Origin of the sequence: Microbaculum marinum (assembly GCF_037855135.1) — a bacterium.
Taxonomy (GTDB): Bacteria; Pseudomonadota; Alphaproteobacteria; order Rhizobiales; family Tepidamorphaceae; genus Microbaculum; species Microbaculum marinum.
In genome coordinates this window covers 584,900-600,968 of sequence record NZ_JAZHOF010000002.1, presented here as the reverse complement: position 1 = coordinate 600,968, position 16,069 = coordinate 584,900, and the positions used below count along the sequence as shown (strand labels likewise).

General features: G+C 65.9%; 13 protein-coding genes and 1 tRNA gene. 7 read left to right on the top strand and 7 right to left on the bottom strand.

Annotated features, from left to right (window positions below; all coding sequences use genetic code 11):
* From V3328_RS06365 to V3328_RS06355, 3 genes are all read right to left on the bottom strand, one after another.
* Nucleotides 1-435: a hypothetical protein gene (locus tag V3328_RS06365; RefSeq protein WP_340328773.1), complete on the bottom strand. Its 435-nt coding sequence runs from the start codon at nt 433-435 to the stop codon at nt 1-3.
* Between the two features lie 99 nt (nt 436-534).
* Entirely contained in the window at nt 535-1,581 is a 1,047-nt protein-coding gene (locus V3328_RS06360) for a Fe(3+) ABC transporter substrate-binding protein (RefSeq protein WP_378758947.1), read from the bottom strand.
* Nucleotides 1,582-1,968: 387 nt separating this feature from the next.
* Nucleotides 1,969-5,073 (bottom strand): PAS domain-containing sensor histidine kinase, encoded by a 3,105-nt coding sequence (locus tag V3328_RS06355; RefSeq protein ID WP_340328772.1) that lies wholly within the window; start codon nt 5,071-5,073, stop codon nt 1,969-1,971.
* A gap of 245 nt (nt 5,074-5,318) precedes the next feature.
* On the opposite strand from V3328_RS06355, the gene V3328_RS06350 reads away from it, so the two are divergent.
* From V3328_RS06350 to V3328_RS06340, 3 genes are all read left to right on the top strand, one after another.
* Nucleotides 5,319-5,699 (top strand): phasin family protein, encoded by a 381-nt coding sequence (locus V3328_RS06350; RefSeq protein ID WP_340328771.1) that lies wholly within the window; start codon nt 5,319-5,321, stop codon nt 5,697-5,699.
* A 223-nt stretch (nt 5,700-5,922) separates the two neighbouring features.
* On the top strand, nt 5,923-6,399 hold the full coding sequence (locus tag V3328_RS06345; protein ID WP_340328770.1) for a phasin: 477 nt from the start codon (nt 5,923-5,925) through the stop codon (nt 6,397-6,399).
* 127 nt (nt 6,400-6,526) lie between these two features.
* Nucleotides 6,527-6,603, top strand: a tRNA-His gene (locus V3328_RS06340).
* A 27-nt stretch (nt 6,604-6,630) separates the two neighbouring features.
* On the opposite strand, the gene V3328_RS06335 is transcribed toward V3328_RS06340, so the two are convergent.
* A complete protein-coding gene (locus V3328_RS06335) occupies nt 6,631-7,539 on the bottom strand; it encodes a dienelactone hydrolase family protein (protein WP_340328769.1) in 909 nt (302 codons plus the stop codon).
* Nucleotides 7,527-9,188, bottom strand: a complete 1,662-nt coding sequence (locus V3328_RS06330) for an alpha/beta hydrolase (protein WP_340328768.1) — start codon at nt 9,186-9,188, stop codon at nt 7,527-7,529. Before V3328_RS06330 ends, V3328_RS06335 begins: the two co-directional genes overlap by 13 nt.
* Nucleotides 9,189-9,504: 316 nt before the next feature.
* Between V3328_RS06330 and V3328_RS06325 the strand changes: the two genes are divergently transcribed.
* From V3328_RS06325 to V3328_RS06310, 4 genes are all read left to right on the top strand, one after another.
* Nucleotides 9,505-10,374 (top strand): metal ABC transporter substrate-binding protein, encoded by an 870-nt coding sequence (locus tag V3328_RS06325; RefSeq protein ID WP_340328894.1) that lies wholly within the window; start codon nt 9,505-9,507, stop codon nt 10,372-10,374.
* Between the two features lie 92 nt (nt 10,375-10,466).
* The gene (locus V3328_RS06320; protein ID WP_340328767.1) at nt 10,467-11,402 is read left to right on the top strand and encodes a manganese/iron ABC transporter ATP-binding protein; all 936 of its coding nucleotides are present in this window, start codon (nt 10,467-10,469) and stop codon (nt 11,400-11,402) included.
* Nucleotides 11,399-12,274 carry a metal ABC transporter permease gene (locus V3328_RS06315; protein ID WP_340328766.1) on the top strand — a complete coding sequence of 292 codons (876 nt, stop codon included), beginning with the start codon at nt 11,399-11,401 and terminating at the stop codon, nt 12,272-12,274. The genes V3328_RS06320 and V3328_RS06315 overlap by 4 nt, the downstream gene beginning before the upstream one ends.
* Before the next feature lie 58 nt (nt 12,275-12,332).
* On the top strand, nt 12,333-13,142 hold the full coding sequence (locus V3328_RS06310) for a metal ABC transporter permease (RefSeq protein WP_340328893.1): 810 nt from the start codon (nt 12,333-12,335) through the stop codon (nt 13,140-13,142).
* A gap of 66 nt (nt 13,143-13,208) precedes the next feature.
* Here the strand turns inward: V3328_RS06310 and V3328_RS06305 are convergent, their stop codons facing one another.
* Both V3328_RS06305 and V3328_RS06300 read right to left on the bottom strand, forming a co-directional pair.
* Nucleotides 13,209-14,024, bottom strand: a complete 816-nt coding sequence (locus tag V3328_RS06305; protein ID WP_340328765.1) for a sulfotransferase — start codon at nt 14,022-14,024, stop codon at nt 13,209-13,211.
* Nucleotides 14,025-14,242: 218 nt separating this feature from the next.
* Nucleotides 14,243-16,054 (bottom strand): acetyl-CoA hydrolase/transferase C-terminal domain-containing protein, encoded by a 1,812-nt coding sequence (locus V3328_RS06300; RefSeq protein ID WP_340328764.1) that lies wholly within the window; start codon nt 16,052-16,054, stop codon nt 14,243-14,245.
* Nucleotides 16,055-16,069: the final 15 nt, after the last annotated feature.

Below are 16,069 nucleotides of genomic sequence, written 5' to 3'. Positions count from 1 at the left end.
TCAGCTCAGACCCGACGGCGCCGGACGCTCGGTCATGGCGGCGAGGATCTCGTCGGCGATCGGTTCCAGCTCGAGGCCGGCCTCCGCGAGCTCGCCGGCGAGGCATTCGGCCGCCTTCACCAGTTCCTCGATGCTGCTGCCGCCGACGAGCTGGCAGGCGGATTCGCAGGCGACCGGCTTAAGGCCCTTCTGGCATCCCCCGACGAGCCGCAACGCCAGGCATTCGTCCCGGCACATGTATCGGCACGGACGCGGGTAGCAGTCGATCGACCGGCGGGATTCCGTTCTCAGGACGCGGATCCAGCCGGCTAGTTCGGACACGACGCGCTTGGCGCGCGCCGGCCCGAGTTCACGGCAATAGTCGTTCCAGACCGTTTCCCAGCACTCGATGTCGCCGGTCTCGTAGCCCGCCATCCAGCCGCGCAGACCCTGCACGACCAGACGCTCTGCCCGGCGATCGAGCGATAGGCCCGAAGGATTTGTCCCGGAATATTGCATGACCTGGGCCCCCAAAGTGCCGAATGCTCTGATCCGCTAGGAGCTCGGGCCGGCGTCGAAGTTCACTTCGTCCACCATCTCGCTTGCCTCGGCGCGCTTCTCGGCGACGTCGGACAGCGGCAGCGTGTCGGCTTTCAGCTCGCCCCACGAGGAGACGATCTCGGACGGCTCGACGCCGGGCTTCAGCGGATACTCGAAGTTCGCCTCGGCGTAGAGGTGCTGGGCCTCGTCGGAGGTCAGGAACTCGAGAAGCTGAATAGCCTCTTCCTTGTTCGGCGCATTCTTGGCGAGCACCGCGCCGGAGATGTTGACATGCGTGCCGGCGCCATCCGAATCCGGGAACAGGACCTTCAGCGACTTCGCCCACTCCTGCTGTTCCGGCTCCTGCTCGTTGGTCTGCATCAGACCCATGTAGTACGTGTTGCCGAGCGCTAGGTCGCATTCGCCGGCGTAGATGGCCTTGGCCTGGGCACGGTCGTTGCCGGTCGGCTTGGTGGCGAGGTTGTCGCGCACGCCGGCAAGCCATTCCTTGGCCTTTTCCGATCCCTGGTGCACGATCTGCGAAGCGAACAGGCCGATATTGTAGGGATGCTGACCGGTCCGCGTGCAGATCTTTCCGCGCCACTTCGGGTCCGCGAGTTCCGCGTAGGTGATCGTATCCTGCTCGACCCGGTCCTTCGAGGCGTAGACGATGCGGGCTCGCTGCGACAGGCCTATCCAGTTGCCGTCGGCGTCGCGGTACTGCTCGGGAATGTTGGCTTCGATCGTCTCGGATTCGACCGGCTGGGTGATGCCGAGGTCCTTGGCGCGCTTCAGCGTGCCGACGTCGACCGTGACCAGCAGGTCGGCCGGGCTGTTTGCGCCTTCGGCCTGAATGCGTTCAACCAGTTCGTCCTTGCCGAACAGCACGTTGACCTTGATTCCGGTCTCCTCGGTGAAGACGTCGAACAGCGGCTGGATCAGCCCGGGCTCGCGCGTCGTGTAGACGTTCACCTCGTCAGCGGCCGCCGGCGAGGCGGACGCCCACATTGCGCAGGCGGCGATCGCTGCGGATGTCCCGGCCCAAGCGTGACGAACGGAAATCGACTTCATCATCTCCTCCAATCAACAGGGGTTAAGGCCCTGTCATCAAAGGCCCCGGCACCGGCTGCTGCCGGCGCGCACCTGAGCTGGACCTTCATCGAAGTCGAAATGGAAGTCAACTTAAACTGACAATTAAAGTCGGATTTCAATTGAATTAGAATAATTCCACTCTATGGGACCGCGTAGTATGCAGACACGAACAAGAAACCAGCCGAAAATAAATTTCAAAATCGATATTTAGTCATTCTGTAAATTCCAATGTAAACGGCTGAATACGCTTGCGTCCCGCGTTGTATTTCACCGCTTTAATTCGGGACACAAGTCGCCATATCCGCGCATCAGGCATCGAAGACCTGCCCTCAACCATTCTGACAACGGATCCCGCCGCTACTCGGCCAGCACCCGGCTCTGCGGAAAGCAGATCTCGACGAGCGTGCCGTCACCGACCTTGCTCTGCAGCGAGAAGCTCGCGCGGTTGGCTTCCACCAGCGCCTTCGAGAGCGGCAGCCCAAGGCCGGTCCCGCGCTGGCTGCCGGTCGGCGTGACCGGAAGCTGGCGGAACGGTTCCAGCGCCACCGCGACATCGCTTCCGGACATGCCGGGCCCGGTATCGCGCACCCGGACGAAGACGTCGCCGCCCTCGCCCAGCACCGTCGAGACGATCACCTGGCCGCCCGGCGGGGTGAACTTGATGGCGTTCGAGAGCAGGTTCAGGAGCACCTGCCGCACCGAGCGGATGTCGGCGACGACCGCCGGCAGGGTCGGCCAGAGGTTCGTCCGGACGATCACCCTGGCCTTGCTCGCCTGCGGCTGCATGATCGCCACCGACTGCTCGGCGAGATCGTTGAGCTTCACGCCGGTGAACGACAGATCGAGCTTGCCGGCCTCCACCTTGGAGAGATCCAGCAGGTCGTTCACCAGGCTCATCAGGTGCTCGCCGCTTTCGCGGATATCGCGGATGTAGTCGCGGTAGCGATCGTTGCCGAACGGCCCGAAGCGCTCCTCCAGGATGATTTCCGAGAAGCCTATGATGCCGTTCAGCGGCGTGCGGATCTCGTGGCTCATCTTGGCCAGGAAGTCCGACTTCTGGGAGCTCGCGTCCTCGGCCCGCTTGCGGGCGGCGACGAGGTCTGCCTCGGCCTCCTTCCAGTCGGTCATGTCGCGCAGCACGGCGCAGAACCGGGCCGGGTATCGGGTGCCGAGACGCGCCATGGAGAGCGTCACGTCGACCGGGTCGTCCGCGCCCAGGAGCGTCACGTCGAGGCCTTTCTCCACCAGGGTCGGCACGGCCGCCACAAGGTTCGACAGCAACTCGGCGGCTGCTTCGCGACCGTCCTCGGCGATCAGTTCCAGCATCGACCCGCCGGCAAGCTCCGCGGCGTCGATGCCCAGCAGGCGCTCGGCACTGCCGTTCGCGGTGACGATCGTGGCATCGGCCTCGACCACGAGGACCCCGTCCACTGCGGCGTCCACGACCGCCCGCAGTTCGGCAGCCGACAGCCCCGGCTCGCCAGCGGCATCTTCGGCATCCGACTGCGCCTCGCGCACGCTCACCAGCATCGCCGGGCCGTCGATCCACGGCGTGCGTCCAAGCCGCGCCCTGACGGAGACCGGGCTGCCATCGCGCCGCCGCGCAACCACGGCGGTATGTGCCGCCATCGTCGTGTCGCTGCGATCGTCGATCACCGCTCGGAACCCGCCGGCATCCTCCAGAGTGCGGAGGTCCGGATAGTCGAACAGGTCCAGAAAGGCTCGATTGGCCATCAGCAGGCGTTGTTCGCGCAGGACGGCCAGGCCGAGGGGGATCCGGTCGAGAACGTCCTGGATGAGCGTATCGGGCGATTCGCTGTCCGGAAGGACTTCCCCGGACAACGCCGACGACGGCCCCGGTCGGCTGTCGGAGCCCTGTCCGGCCTGGTCAGCGGACGTTTGCGGAGCGCTCTCGGCGGTTCCTTCCCGATCGGCGGGCGTGCCGTTCGGGAGCGGGCGATCACCCGCCCCCTTGGCAGCCGGCGCACGCACGGTTTCCGTTGCCGTTGCCGTTTCCGCTTCCGGCGCTGCGGCCTGGTCCTCCGGCAATTCGTCATGCCATCGCGCCCCGAGCGCCGCCGCGATCGCCTTGAAGGCGGACCGCTCCTGATCGTTCAGCGACCCGCGCTGCTCCGGTTGCGGCTGTCCGGCCTGGCCGGTTCTCAGCCGGTGGATCTTGGAGTTGTTGCGATCCGTCTCGTGAGCGGTTTCGGCTCCGTCCCCATCGTGATCCGTGGAGCGCTTGCCGGGCTTCTTCGCCTTCTTCGGCCGCTCCGTTGCCGCCTGACCGGAGTCTGCGTCGTCGCCTGCGGCCGGGCGGTCCGCTTCGTCCCCGGACGGAACCACATCGAGCACATCGGCAAATCCGCGATAGCCGGCAAAGGCCCGGCCCTCGGCGAACCGCGGCAATGCCGACAGGCGCAGCCCGACGCGCCCGCCGTCGTCGGTCGGCCAGTCGACACGCACGTCGCTCCAGGTATCCCGCGTTTCGATGGCTCCGGCGAGTGCGCCGTGCGGATCCAGCGCCATCTCGCTGTCGAGTTCGCTCCACGATCGGCCGATCACATCGGCCGATCGCGGCCCGACCAGTGCCGCGAAGCCGGCGCCGATCTCGACGAACCGGCCGTCCGGGTCGAGCAGGAACGTGAACCGCCGTGTCTTCGGCAGGCCGGGCCCGCGCCGGTCCGTTGCGGCGGTCCGCCCGGCAGCCGGGACATCCGGAGAGACTTCGGAGGGCGCTTCGCCGGTTTCGGCTTCTGCAGACGCCGGATCAGGATCTGCGTCACCTGCCCCGTGGGTGCCGTCGCCTGCATCCGTCGAAATCGGTGCAGGGTCGCATGCCGATGGCTCGGCGTTCCCGCCCGTCTCGCCGGCGTCCTGTCCGGCCTGTCCCTGCCCGGTATCGAGCACCAGCAGGTCGTACGTTCCCTCCGGAAGCTGGACGGTCACCGGCGAGCCGCCGTGCAGCGGCGCGCCACCGGGCGGGCCGGCTGCGGCATCGTTGCGGTGGATCTCGTCCGATCCCGCCTTGAGTATCGTCGGCACGGAGAGCCCGCCGAGCACGGTCGTCGCGCGGGCAGCGATGTCGTCCCGGGTTCCGCCGGCGCCCGCCACGACGAGCACCAGCCCATCCCCCCGCTCACCGACCATCCGGCACTGGCAGGGCAACGGAATGTCGCGAAAGCCGACGAAGACCCGCAGCATCGAAAGTCGGGACGTCCCGTCGCGCGGCAGGGTACGGCCGATACGGGCGATCTGCGCCGCTTCCGGACGGCCTGCACCGAATTCGCGCTGCCGCAGCGCGTCGAGTGTCGTTTCGCCGAAGAACGCGATGCCGGCGGCGCTGGCCAGCAGGATGCGCCCGTCCTCGATATCCCAAAGCCAGGCCGGGGCGGTGCCTAGCAGCGCGGCGGCGACGCCCGGGGCGCGCAGCAGCGCGGAACTGTCAGTCCGGCCGGTCATGCTGGCGTCTCGTCCAATTCCCGCATTGATCACGCGGGCCGCCCGGTTCCAGGCCCAAAGGACACTCCCGGGCTGGGGAACCGCAGTCGACTTGCCGCCGCACAAGTCTGCGTACCCGTCACATGGCAATGTTATAGTCGGCTGCCGCAACGGCCGTCCAGCGGAGCCGACCCATATGGCGCCGGTATGCGTCGATTTGGTTAAATCGAAGTGTGCCGCACGAGAGATGCAGAACGGAGGCGAGTATGACCGACAGGTTCGAGATTCCCGAATCGATGCGCGATTTCGCGGAGAAGAGCGTGGACCACGCCCGCAAGGCTTTCGACGATTACATCGCCTCCGCCCAGAAGGCCGTGGGAACGCTGGAAAGCTCCGCGGCCGACGCCCAGGGCACCGCCAGGTCGTTCGGCGAGAAGACCATTGCTTTCGCCGAGGAGAACATGGCCTCGAGCTTCGAGTACGCCAGGAACATGGTCAACGCGCAGTCGGTCGATGACATGATGCGAATCCAGAATGACTTCATCGAGCGGCAGATGGCGATCCTTGCGCGACAGAGCCAGGACCTGTCCGAGGCAGCGTCGGCGTCGCCGAGAAGTCGCGGACGCGATACGCGGGGCGGGACATGAGGCGCACCTGCCCGGGCTGAGCCGAGAAAGTTTTTTTGTGCACTGCAACATTGCCACTGTTGCAACGCACAATAGGCTGTCCTATATTGCGGTTTACTCCAGCGTGGAGGAGTGCGGGTCGTGTTCTCGCGCTCTGGCCAGGCTGGACAGCGGATTTAACCCGATTTCACGGCAGAGGCAGTGCTGAGGCATTGGCTGCCGGCTTATGAGAAGGAACACACAGATGACCGATACTCCCTCAAAGGAGAAGGCGACTCCGAAGACTGCCGCCAGGAAGGCTGCGCCGGCATTCGCATCGCTCGAGATGCCGGCCGCATTCCGTGAGATCGCCGAGAAGGGCGTCATCCAGGCCAAGGAAGCCTACGACTCCTACAAGTCGATGGCCGAGGACGCGACCGACGCGATGGAAGACACCTTCGCCACCATTAACAAGGGCACGACCGACCTGCAGTCGAAGGCGCTCGGTGCCGCCAAGACGCAGTTCAACGTCGGCTTCGACTACATCGAGAAGATGCTCGGCGTGAAGACGCTTTCCGAGGCGATCGAGATCCAGTCGGAGTTCGCCCGCAAGCAGTTCGACACGCTCAACTCGCACGCCAAGGAATTCCAGGACTTGGCCAGCAAGGTCCAAGCGGAAACCGCCAAGCCGTTTCAGGACGGCATGACCAAGGCGATGAACCAGTGGAAGCTTGCCGTCTGAGGCTGCTGCCATCTGAATACCGCTTGCCCGCAAGCCCGGCCTCCAGGCCGGGCTTTTTCCTTGCCCGACGGCCAATGCCACCCTTGCACGCCATCGCCTTAGACCGTATTTACGGGCGCGAACCTGTGCAGCTGTAGCTCAGTTGGTTAGAGCGCCTGATTGTGGATCAGGAGGTCCCCCGTTCGAGCCGGGGCAGCTGTACCATTTCAAACGATCAATCTTCCGCAAGTTTTAGCCTGCAGGCTCTTCGCGTCTCGGCATGAGCGGCGCAGACGCGCGCGCTCCATCCAGGCGCGACAGGAACTCCAGCACTGCGGTTGCCGCCTGCTCGCGTTGACCTGCATCGAACTCGAGCGTCGAGAACGGGGATTTCTCGCGCTGATCGAATCCGTGGTCGGCCCCGGCGATGAGTGCGACCTCGACTGACGCTCCATCCGCATCCAGCGCGTCCGCCAGCGCGATGCAGTCCGGCGAACTGACGACCGAATCCTTCTCCGCCAGGACAAGCAGTGCCGGCGGGGCGCCCGACCAGCGCTCCGCGGTCGCGCTGTTCAGCGCGCCGCAGTAGGGATAGAGCAGGACCAGTGCCGAGACTGTTCCGAGCAGCGCGTCGGGATCCTCGGGCCAGCCCGCCAGTCCCGGAATGGGCTCGTGCGCCACGGCGTGTGCGATGAACTCCATTGCGGACCAGCCGCCGTGGGACGCGCCGAATATCACCACATCGTCGCTGAAATCGCCCAACTGCGGCAGGGCCTGCAATGCCACGGCGATGTCGCCTGCACGCTCGGCTCCCGACAGCGTCTGGCCGGCGCATACGAGCCGCCACGACTCGAGCCTGTTCAGGCCGCGCGGCGTGTGGCTGTCGACGATCAGCGCCGCCCGGCCGGTTTCGACGAGGACGCCGGCCCAGTAGTCCATGTTGTCGCGAACGCCATCGCACCCCGACAGCAGTATCGCGGCGGGATGCGGACCTGGCCCTTCCGGGCGCACCAGGCGCCAGTGGCCCGCCAGCCGCTCGGCCCGCTCCGCAGGAGTCTCGTCGAAGGGCGACCATTCCAGATACTGGCGCCCCGTATTGAGCGCCACGACGAGCAGTACAGCGCCGACCGCAAACAGACCCCATAGGATCAGTTTCGGCATCCAAGGCCCCATTCGAGGCCACACCATTCCTTCAGCCGGGCCGTATCGGCACTGGTCCACCCCCGGGGCCCGATCACCCCGGTCCATGCGTCTATGTAGTCCCTGGCGATATAGCTGTGGCCGTAGCCGGGCGGCACCGCCAGCGCGAGAACCATGTCGACCACCAGCTGGAACTGGGTGACGACGGGCATGAAACTCATGTCGGGCGAGACGTCGGGCGCCGGCGGCTCGCGCATCCATTCCGGCGCACGCCACACCGAGGACGGCTCGTAGAACACGATCGGGTCGGAGGCGTACTGCATGTAGGCGATGCGCAGGCGACCCCATTTCCCCGCGCCGCGGTCGAGAGCGCCGAATTGCGACATGAACCGGACGAGGGCGCCCCGTCCCACCACCGGCAGCACGTACGGCGAGGACGGGTTGCGCGCCGCCACCGCCTTGTTCCACAAGGCCGACGGGAACGGCGGCCCCGTCCACAGCGCGCCGTCGATGGGATCGTTGACGACCTCGAAGATGTCGAACGAATACATCGACGACCACGCCCCGAGGCTGATGCCGTGGGCGTAGAATTCGGGCCGGTCGTCGGCCGGCAGAGACTTCCAGTACCGGTACACCGTCTGCATCGTCGCGGTGGCCTGCTCCAGACCGGATTGCGTCTCGAAGATCAGGGCGAACGGCGACTGCAGGAAGGAGTACTGCACCGCGACCGTGGCGACGTCGCCGTCGAGCATGTATTCGAGCGGATCGTGGCTGCCGGGATCGAGCCAGCCCGTACCGGTCGGGCTGGCGACGATCAGCACCTTGCGCTCGAAGGCGCCCAGACGCTTCAGTTCCTCCAGGGCGACCCGGGCACGTATCTCCGGATCGTCGTCCTGCGCCCGCCCGACATAGACGCGGATCGGATCCATTGCCGGCCGGCCGCTGAAGTTCGTTATGTCCTCGGCATCCGGTCCGTCGAGGACGAAGTTCCGTCCCGGCTGCCCCATTGCGCCCCAGTTGACGAGCGACCCTGGTCCGCCGGCGACGCGCGGGTTCGTCGGCGCAGGCGGCGCCGACATGAACAGGTCCTGCGCCGTCTCGTAGGACTCATCCAGCGCCTCGAATGTCCAGCGCACCACCCCGTCCCGGGTGAGGAAGAAGACGAGGGCCGCCGCCAGGACCAGGCCCAGCGCATTGGCGGTGCGCTGCGGCATCACCCGGTAGAGCTGGCGGCGCATCACGTCGAACACCCACTGGACCGCCAGGCCTATGGCATAGCAGACCACGAACACGACGATGGCGACCCCCAGCATACTCGCCAGATGGAACTCCTCGGTCGGCTCCATCCCCACTCTCACGCGGATCGAATCCTGCCAGTCCGTCCAATGGGCGAGCGCATAGGCCCACATGACCAGGACCGGCACCGCGACGACGACATGCCCGATGATCGCCGCCCGGCCGGTGAGACGGGGCAGCTCGATCGCCCGCCAGCCGGCCAGGACGAGCTGTCCGATCATGTAGCCGATAGCCGTGACGAGGCCCGCGAGCGCACCCTGCACGATCCATGGTCGGGGAATCAGCGACGGGGTCAGGGATGCCGTGAAGAACTCCAGCCCGAGGAGGAGCGGCAGCACGGCAAAGCCGAGAATACGGAAACTGCGATGGGTCATGGAACGTTCTTGGCCTGTGAATGAAGCAGGGCGCCGGGCGCGCCAGTCGGAATAGGGAAGCACGATGCCGCTGTAATGAGTATCTGGCCGCACTGTCACTGCCAAATCCGGGGAAGTCACACCTTATTTGCAGATGTCTGCGCTGGCCGCAGCCTTGATCCCGCTGCCCGTCCGGAGCTGACGGGTACGGTTGCAAGAGAGTTATTGCAAATAGTTCGCATTAGCGATAACTCTTGCGAATGCCTCGCATATCCATTAAAGAATTGTGCCTGGGAGTGATCCGATGACACGAACTGTGTCCTTTAGTCTCGCGCTGATGGCGCTTGCCTGGCTCGCCGCAGCGGCGGGCCATGCGCAAGACAGGCCCTTCAAGGTCGTCACGACGTTCACGATTATCGCCGACATGGCGCAGAACGTCGCCGGCGACGATGCAGTCGTCGTCTCGATCACCAAGCCGGGAGCGGAGATACACGGCTACCAGCCGACCCCGCAGGACATCGTCCGCGCCAGCGATGCCGACCTTGTTCTGTGGAACGGGCTCAATCTCGAACGCTGGTTCGAGCAGTTCATCGACAATCTCGGCGACATGCCTTCGGCGGTTCTGACCGAGGGGATAGAACCGATCTCGATCGCCGAGGGGGAATACCAGGGCCTGCCCAACCCGCATGGCTGGATGGGTCTCGACAATGCGTTGATCTATATCGACAACATTCGGGACGCCCTGTCCGAGCATGACCCGGATCGCGCCGCCGCCTATGCGGCCAACGCCGAAGCCTACAAGAAGCGGATCCGCGATACGATCGCGCCCTTGCGCGACCGGATCGCCGCGCTTCCGGAGAAGCGCCGCTGGCTCGTGACCTGCGAGGGCGCATTCAGCTACCTGACCCGCGATTTCGGCCTGAAGGAAGCCTATCTGTGGCCGATCAACGCCGATCAGACCGGCACGCCGCAGCAGGTGCGCGGCGTCATCGACACCGTACGGGAGAACGACATCCCGGCGGTATTCTGCGAAAGTACGGTGAACCAGGCGCCGGCCAGGCAGGTGGCAGGCGAGACCGGCGCGACGTATGGCGGAATGCTCTATGTCGACAGCCTCAGCGAGGCCGACGGACCCGTACCGACCTATCTCGACATGCTGCGGGTCGACGCCGAGACGATTGCCAATGCTTTGGCGCCGGACAACTGAGCAGCGGCGCGACGATTACGGGCCCTCGCGGATCCTTGTCGGCCGGGCCTGAAAAACAGCGGGGCGCTACCCTGAAACGAGAAGGAACCTCGATGCTCGACCGAGCGGCCCCCGTTCTTGACGCGGGCGAAGATGGAGGACCCGCGGCCGGTATTCTCGCCCGTGGCGTCACGGTGGTCTACCGCAACGGCCACACCGCCCTGTACGACGCGAGTTTCGAGATCCCGCGAGGCACGATCACGGGGCTGGTGGGCGTCAACGGCTCGGGCAAGTCCACCCTTTTCAAGGCGATAATGGGCTTCGTCCCCACGGCACGCGGCGAGATCAGGCTGCTCGGCAGGAGCGTCGGGGAGGCGCTGCGGGAAAACCTCGTCGCCTACGTGCCCCAGTCGGAGGAGGTCGACTGGGCCTTTCCGGTGCTGGTCGAGGACGTGGTCATGATGGGCCGCTACGGCCGCATGGGCTTCCTGCGCCGCCCTCGCCGCGCCGATCGCGAGGCAGTGGACGAGGCATTGCGTCGGGTGAACATGCAGGACTATCGGCATCGCCAGATCGGGGAGTTGTCCGGCGGACAGCGAAAGCGGGTGTTCTTGGCCCGGTCGCTGGCGCAGGACGGTCGCGTGATCCTTCTTGACGAGCCGTTCACGGGCGTCGACGTCAAGACCGAGGAGCAGATCGTGGCTCTGCTGCGCGAACTGCGCGCCGAAGGGCGCGTCATGCTCGTGTCGACGCACAATCTGGGATCCGTCCCCGAGTTCTGCGACCGCACCGTACTGATCAAAGGGACCGTGCTCGCCCACGGGCCGACCGAGGAGGTCTTTACCCGCGACAACCTCGAACGCGCATTCGGCGGCGTGCTTCGCCACGTCACCCTCAGCGGCACCACCCTGCACGACGACGACGACCCGCGCGAGGTCAGGATCATCACCGACGACGAGCGTGCCTTCGTCCAGTACGGCGAGAGCGGCGAGGCCGACAGTGCTCGCCAACAGGACGGCGAAGCCGCCGGTGACGCGGGCCGGCCATGATCGACACGCTGCTGGAGCCGTTCGGCTACGGATACATGTTCAACGCCATGTGGGTCTCCGCCCTGGTCGGCGGGGTCTGCGCGTTCCTGTCCTCCTACCTGATGCTGAAGGGCTGGTCGCTGATCGGAGATGCGCTCTCCCACTCCGTCGTGCCGGGGGTGGCGGGCGCCTACATCCTGGGTCTGCCATTCGCGCTCGGGGCGTTTCTCGCCGGCGGCCTCGCCGCGGGCGCGATGCTGTTCCTGTCGGGACGATCCGGACTGAAGATCGACGTCATCATCGGCATCATCTTCACCTCCTTCTTCGGCCTGGGGCTTTTCATGGTCTCGCTGTCGCCGATGTCAGTCAGCATCCAGACGATCGTCATGGGCAACATCCTTGCCATCACGCCCGCCGACACCTTGCAGCTGGCGCTCATCGGGTTCGTGTCGCTGGCGGTCCTGCTGGCCAAGTGGAAGGACCTGATGGTGGTCTTCTTCGACGAGAACCACGCCAGGACCATCGGGTTGCGGCCGGAATTGCTGCGCGCGGTGTTCTTCGTCCTCCTGTCCGCTGCGATCGTCGCTGCCATGATGACCGTCGGCGCGTTCCTCGTCATCGCCATGGTCGTGACCCCGGGCGCCACCGCCTACCTGCTGTGCGACCGGTTCCCGCGTCTGATCGCGCTTTCCGTGCTCATCGGAACGCTGACCAGCTTCGCCGGCGCGTATGCGAGCTTTTTTCTCGACGGCGCGACGGGCGGCCTCATCGTCGCGCTGCAGACGCTCCTCTTCCTGCTCGCCTTCGTGTTTGCGCCGAAGCACGGGCTGCTGGCGGCCCGGCGCAAGGCAAGCGAGGCGCTGGCCCGGTCGCCGGCGACGGTGCGGCAATGATCCGGGAGGCGGTTCGGCCGTGATCGACACCCTGCTCCTGCCGTTCCAGTTCCCGTTCATGCAGAACGCCTTCTGGATCGTCCTTCTGGTCGCGCCGCCGACGGCGCTGCTGTCATGCTTTCTGGTGCTGAAGGGCTGGGCGCTGATGGGTGATGCGGTCAGCCACGCGACGCTGCCCGGCATCGTGCTCGCCTGGATCCTCGGGCTGCCGCTGATCGCCGGCGCCTTTGCCGCGGGGATGATCTGCGCGCTGGCGACGGGATACCTGTCGGACAACAGCCGGGTGAAGCAGGACACGGTGATGGGCGTGGTGTTTTCCGGCATGTTCGGCGTCGGGATCGTCCTCTACACCTCGATCCGCACCAACGAGCATCTGGACCACGTCCTGTTCGGCAACATGCTGGGCGTGGGAAGCGCGGATCTGTGGACGTCGGGCGTCATCGCCCTGGTGGTGTCGGTGCTGCTGATCCTGAAGTGGAAGGACCTGCTGCTGCACGCCTTCGATCCCGCCCAGGCGTGGGCCTCCGGGCTCCGCACGAACGTGCTGCACTACGGGCTGCTGTCAGGGCTGTCGCTGACCATCGTCGCAACTCTGAGCTCGGTCGGTCTTATCCTCGCCGTCGCACTGCTCGTCACGCCGGGGGCGATCGCCTTCCTCACGGTCCGCAGCTTCGGCAGGATGCTGATCGTCTCGGTGGCGGTCTGCCTCGCCGCGATGTTCGGCGGGACCTACGCCAGCTTCTACCTCGACAGCGCCCCGGCGGCGACGATCGTGCTGATCCTGACGGCGATCTTCATCGTCGCCTTCCTGCGGCGGCTGCAGGTGACCCGCGCGACATCGCGCCGGGCGACCGGCGCGCGCTCCTGAGCTTCACCCCCTGGCAGCAACGCAGCGGTCAACCGGAATTCGGTGCGCCAGAGCCGCCTCTCGCATCTACGCGGCGGCGGCCCGGCGCTTCTGAAGCCACGTTTCCGCATGGCCGCCGACCAGTTCCGCGAGGCGCTCGTATTCGCCTTCGAGGAGCACTTCCGCGTGCCGCCTCATCTCCTCGGGCATCTTCGGCTTGGGCGCCGGCGCATGCTCCCGCTCGGTATCGACCGGATGGTGCTCGACGCCGATGATCTCATGGACCCGGGCATAGAAGGCCTGGGAATCCGCCACGAGATCATCGAAGAACAGAACGTGGAACCGTGTCCCGAAACTTGCCGACCAGCGCTCGAATACGTCGGACTGCAACGAACGGAGCCGCACGGCCGGATCCTCGCAGAATGCCTTGAAGGAGTCGGCATCGGCCAACGGGGTGCCCTTCTTCTTGCTTTGCACCATTCGGGCATGTGACCAGAGCCGGGACATCGGCTCGCGGATGATGAAAAGCACGGCGGTATTCGGAAGCCGCCTGGCCAGTTTCGCCACGGTCTCGCTGGGCAAGGTCCCGTAGCCGGGGGTGATGTCGCCGGTGACCTTCTCCTCGCTGGGACCAAACAGCGATCGGTAGCGCTTCACGCTCTGGTCGCCGTCCTCGATGGCTTGCGTCAGGCGTTTGAGGAAGCGCTTGTCGCGACGCTTGGTTCGTCCCTCGAGTTCCGCGAGTTCCCTGCGACGTCGCGGCCGATCCAGCGGCAGATCGAAGAAATGCAGCTCCTTGATCGGAGGCAGCCAGATATCGGGATGGAGACGCAGCATGCGATACAGATTCGAGGTCCCGCCACGCTGCGCGCCTATGCAGATGAAATGCGGCCGTTTCGCCAATTTCGGCTCCAAATGTCCCTCTCCAGAAAAATCCAGCGTGAATATCGCGCACCCGTCGACAGGTCGCCGATGCGCAAGACGTGCCAATGTAGCCGCCGAAATGCCGCAACATGGCCGAGCAGGTCAATATACGAGGCGATCGATTCGGATGCCGGACACACCTTTTCCCACACCGCAGTTGATGGTGCGACCGAGTGGTGTCCGGCCGGGATCCTGGTCTAACTGCAGGCGAGCGCCCCGGTCAGCAGCCTGGCGTACAGACGTTCCGTCCACGTCGTCGGCGCGCCGAGCCCCATCCGTTCAAGACAGGCAGCCCGTTCCGGGGAGTCGGATGCTGCGAGGCCGGCCAGCAACAGCCGCGCCAGATCGACGTAGGAATTCTGCGCGTTGCGCAGCCGGTCCAGCGCCGGCAGCAGCCGTTGCTCGGTCTCGTCGAAATCGGTCCCGAAGGGAAACGCGGGCAACAGGCCCGCAGCGCGTGCCGGCGCCAGGGCCGCGTCGATACGCTCCGGCGTGTTGCCGCGCCGTTCGGCGGGAAGTTCGTAGTCGCGCCCGATCTTGCCCGCCGACTTCGCTTTCTCAAGCAGGTCCTCCTGAAACCGCGAGTCGGTTATGGCCAGCAATCTGGCGATCGCCTCCGCGTCGGTCGTGCCCCGCAGGTCGGCAACCCCGTATTCGGTGACAACGATGTCGCGCAGGTGGCGCGGCACGGTGCTGTTGGCGTAGGACCAGAGAATGTTGGAGACCGGTTTGCCCTTCGTCCGGCGCGTCGCCGGGAGCGTGATGATCGAGCGCGCGTCCGGCAGGGCGAAGGCCTGGGCGACGAAGTTGTACTGGCCGCCGACTCCGCTCACCACCTGTCCGGTGTCGAGACCGTCGGAAACGACGCTGCCGAGCAGCGTGACCATCATCGCGTTGTTGACGAAGCGGGCCCCGGCGCGGGCGCGCAGCTTCGCCGCCTCGTCGCCGTAGAACTCGTTGACGTAGGAGACGCCCCTCATGCGGAACTTCGCGCGCCGGTCGGGCGGCATGTCGCGCAGTTCCTCGTAGAAGGAGCGAGGACCCAGGAAGAACGCGGCGTCCAGCAGCGCCCCGTCCACCTCCCGCTTCAGGATGCCGGCACGCGCCAGTTCGAGGAAGCCGGGAACGAACATCTCGCTTAAGCCGTACAGGCCAGTCTCGAAGCGCTCGGTCCGGTCGAGCGGCGTCGCCGGCCCTAGCTTGCTGGCGAGGTCGACGAAGGCCCCGTTGTCCCGGTGTCGCAAAACCAGCGAGTTCGTCAGGCCGTCGCCGATCGAGCCGATGCCGATCTGCAGCGTGCCGCCATCCGGCACCAGCCGCGCCGCGTTGATCCCGGCCGCGTGCTCGGCGAGCCCGACCGGCCGGTTGGGCGGCGCGAACAGGGGAAAATCCGTGTCGGGCCCGTCGAGCATGTGGGCGAACCGGTCCGCCATGATCTCCGCTTCGCCCTGCATGTAGGGCAGCGCGCTGTTCGTCTGGCCGACCATCGTGAAGTCGACGCGGCCGGCGTCGCGCTCGGCGAGCAGGTCCAGTGTGACATCGGTGTTGCAGGACAGGCTGTAGCGGCTTGTCTGGCCCGGGTCGGTCGCGACGAGTTGTGCAACGACGTTGATGCCGCGCTCGATGGCGTAGCGCGCGGCGTGGGTATAGTTCGCCGGTATGTAGTTCTGCTGCATCCGGTCGATGCCGAGCCACTGCCCCGCCATCAGGAAGAACTCGATGACCTGGATGTTGTCCGGGATCGAGCCGTCGCGGAGGCCCTTCACGTAGGCGAGGTCGGGATAGCCGCCGAACAGCCGTTCGATGATCGGGTCCATGAAGCGGCGCGCCAGCAGGTTGCCGCCGAACGGCTTCTCGAGCGAAAGCGCCGTGATGATGGTGAGCGAGATGCCCGGATCGGCCTTAGCCCGTGCGTAGAGCGCGTTGGCGATGTGGTTCGCCTTGCCGAGACCCAGCGGCAGCGCCAGCACGATCGTCCGGCCGACCTCGGCGAGGATCGCATCGGCCACCGATTCCGCCGATGG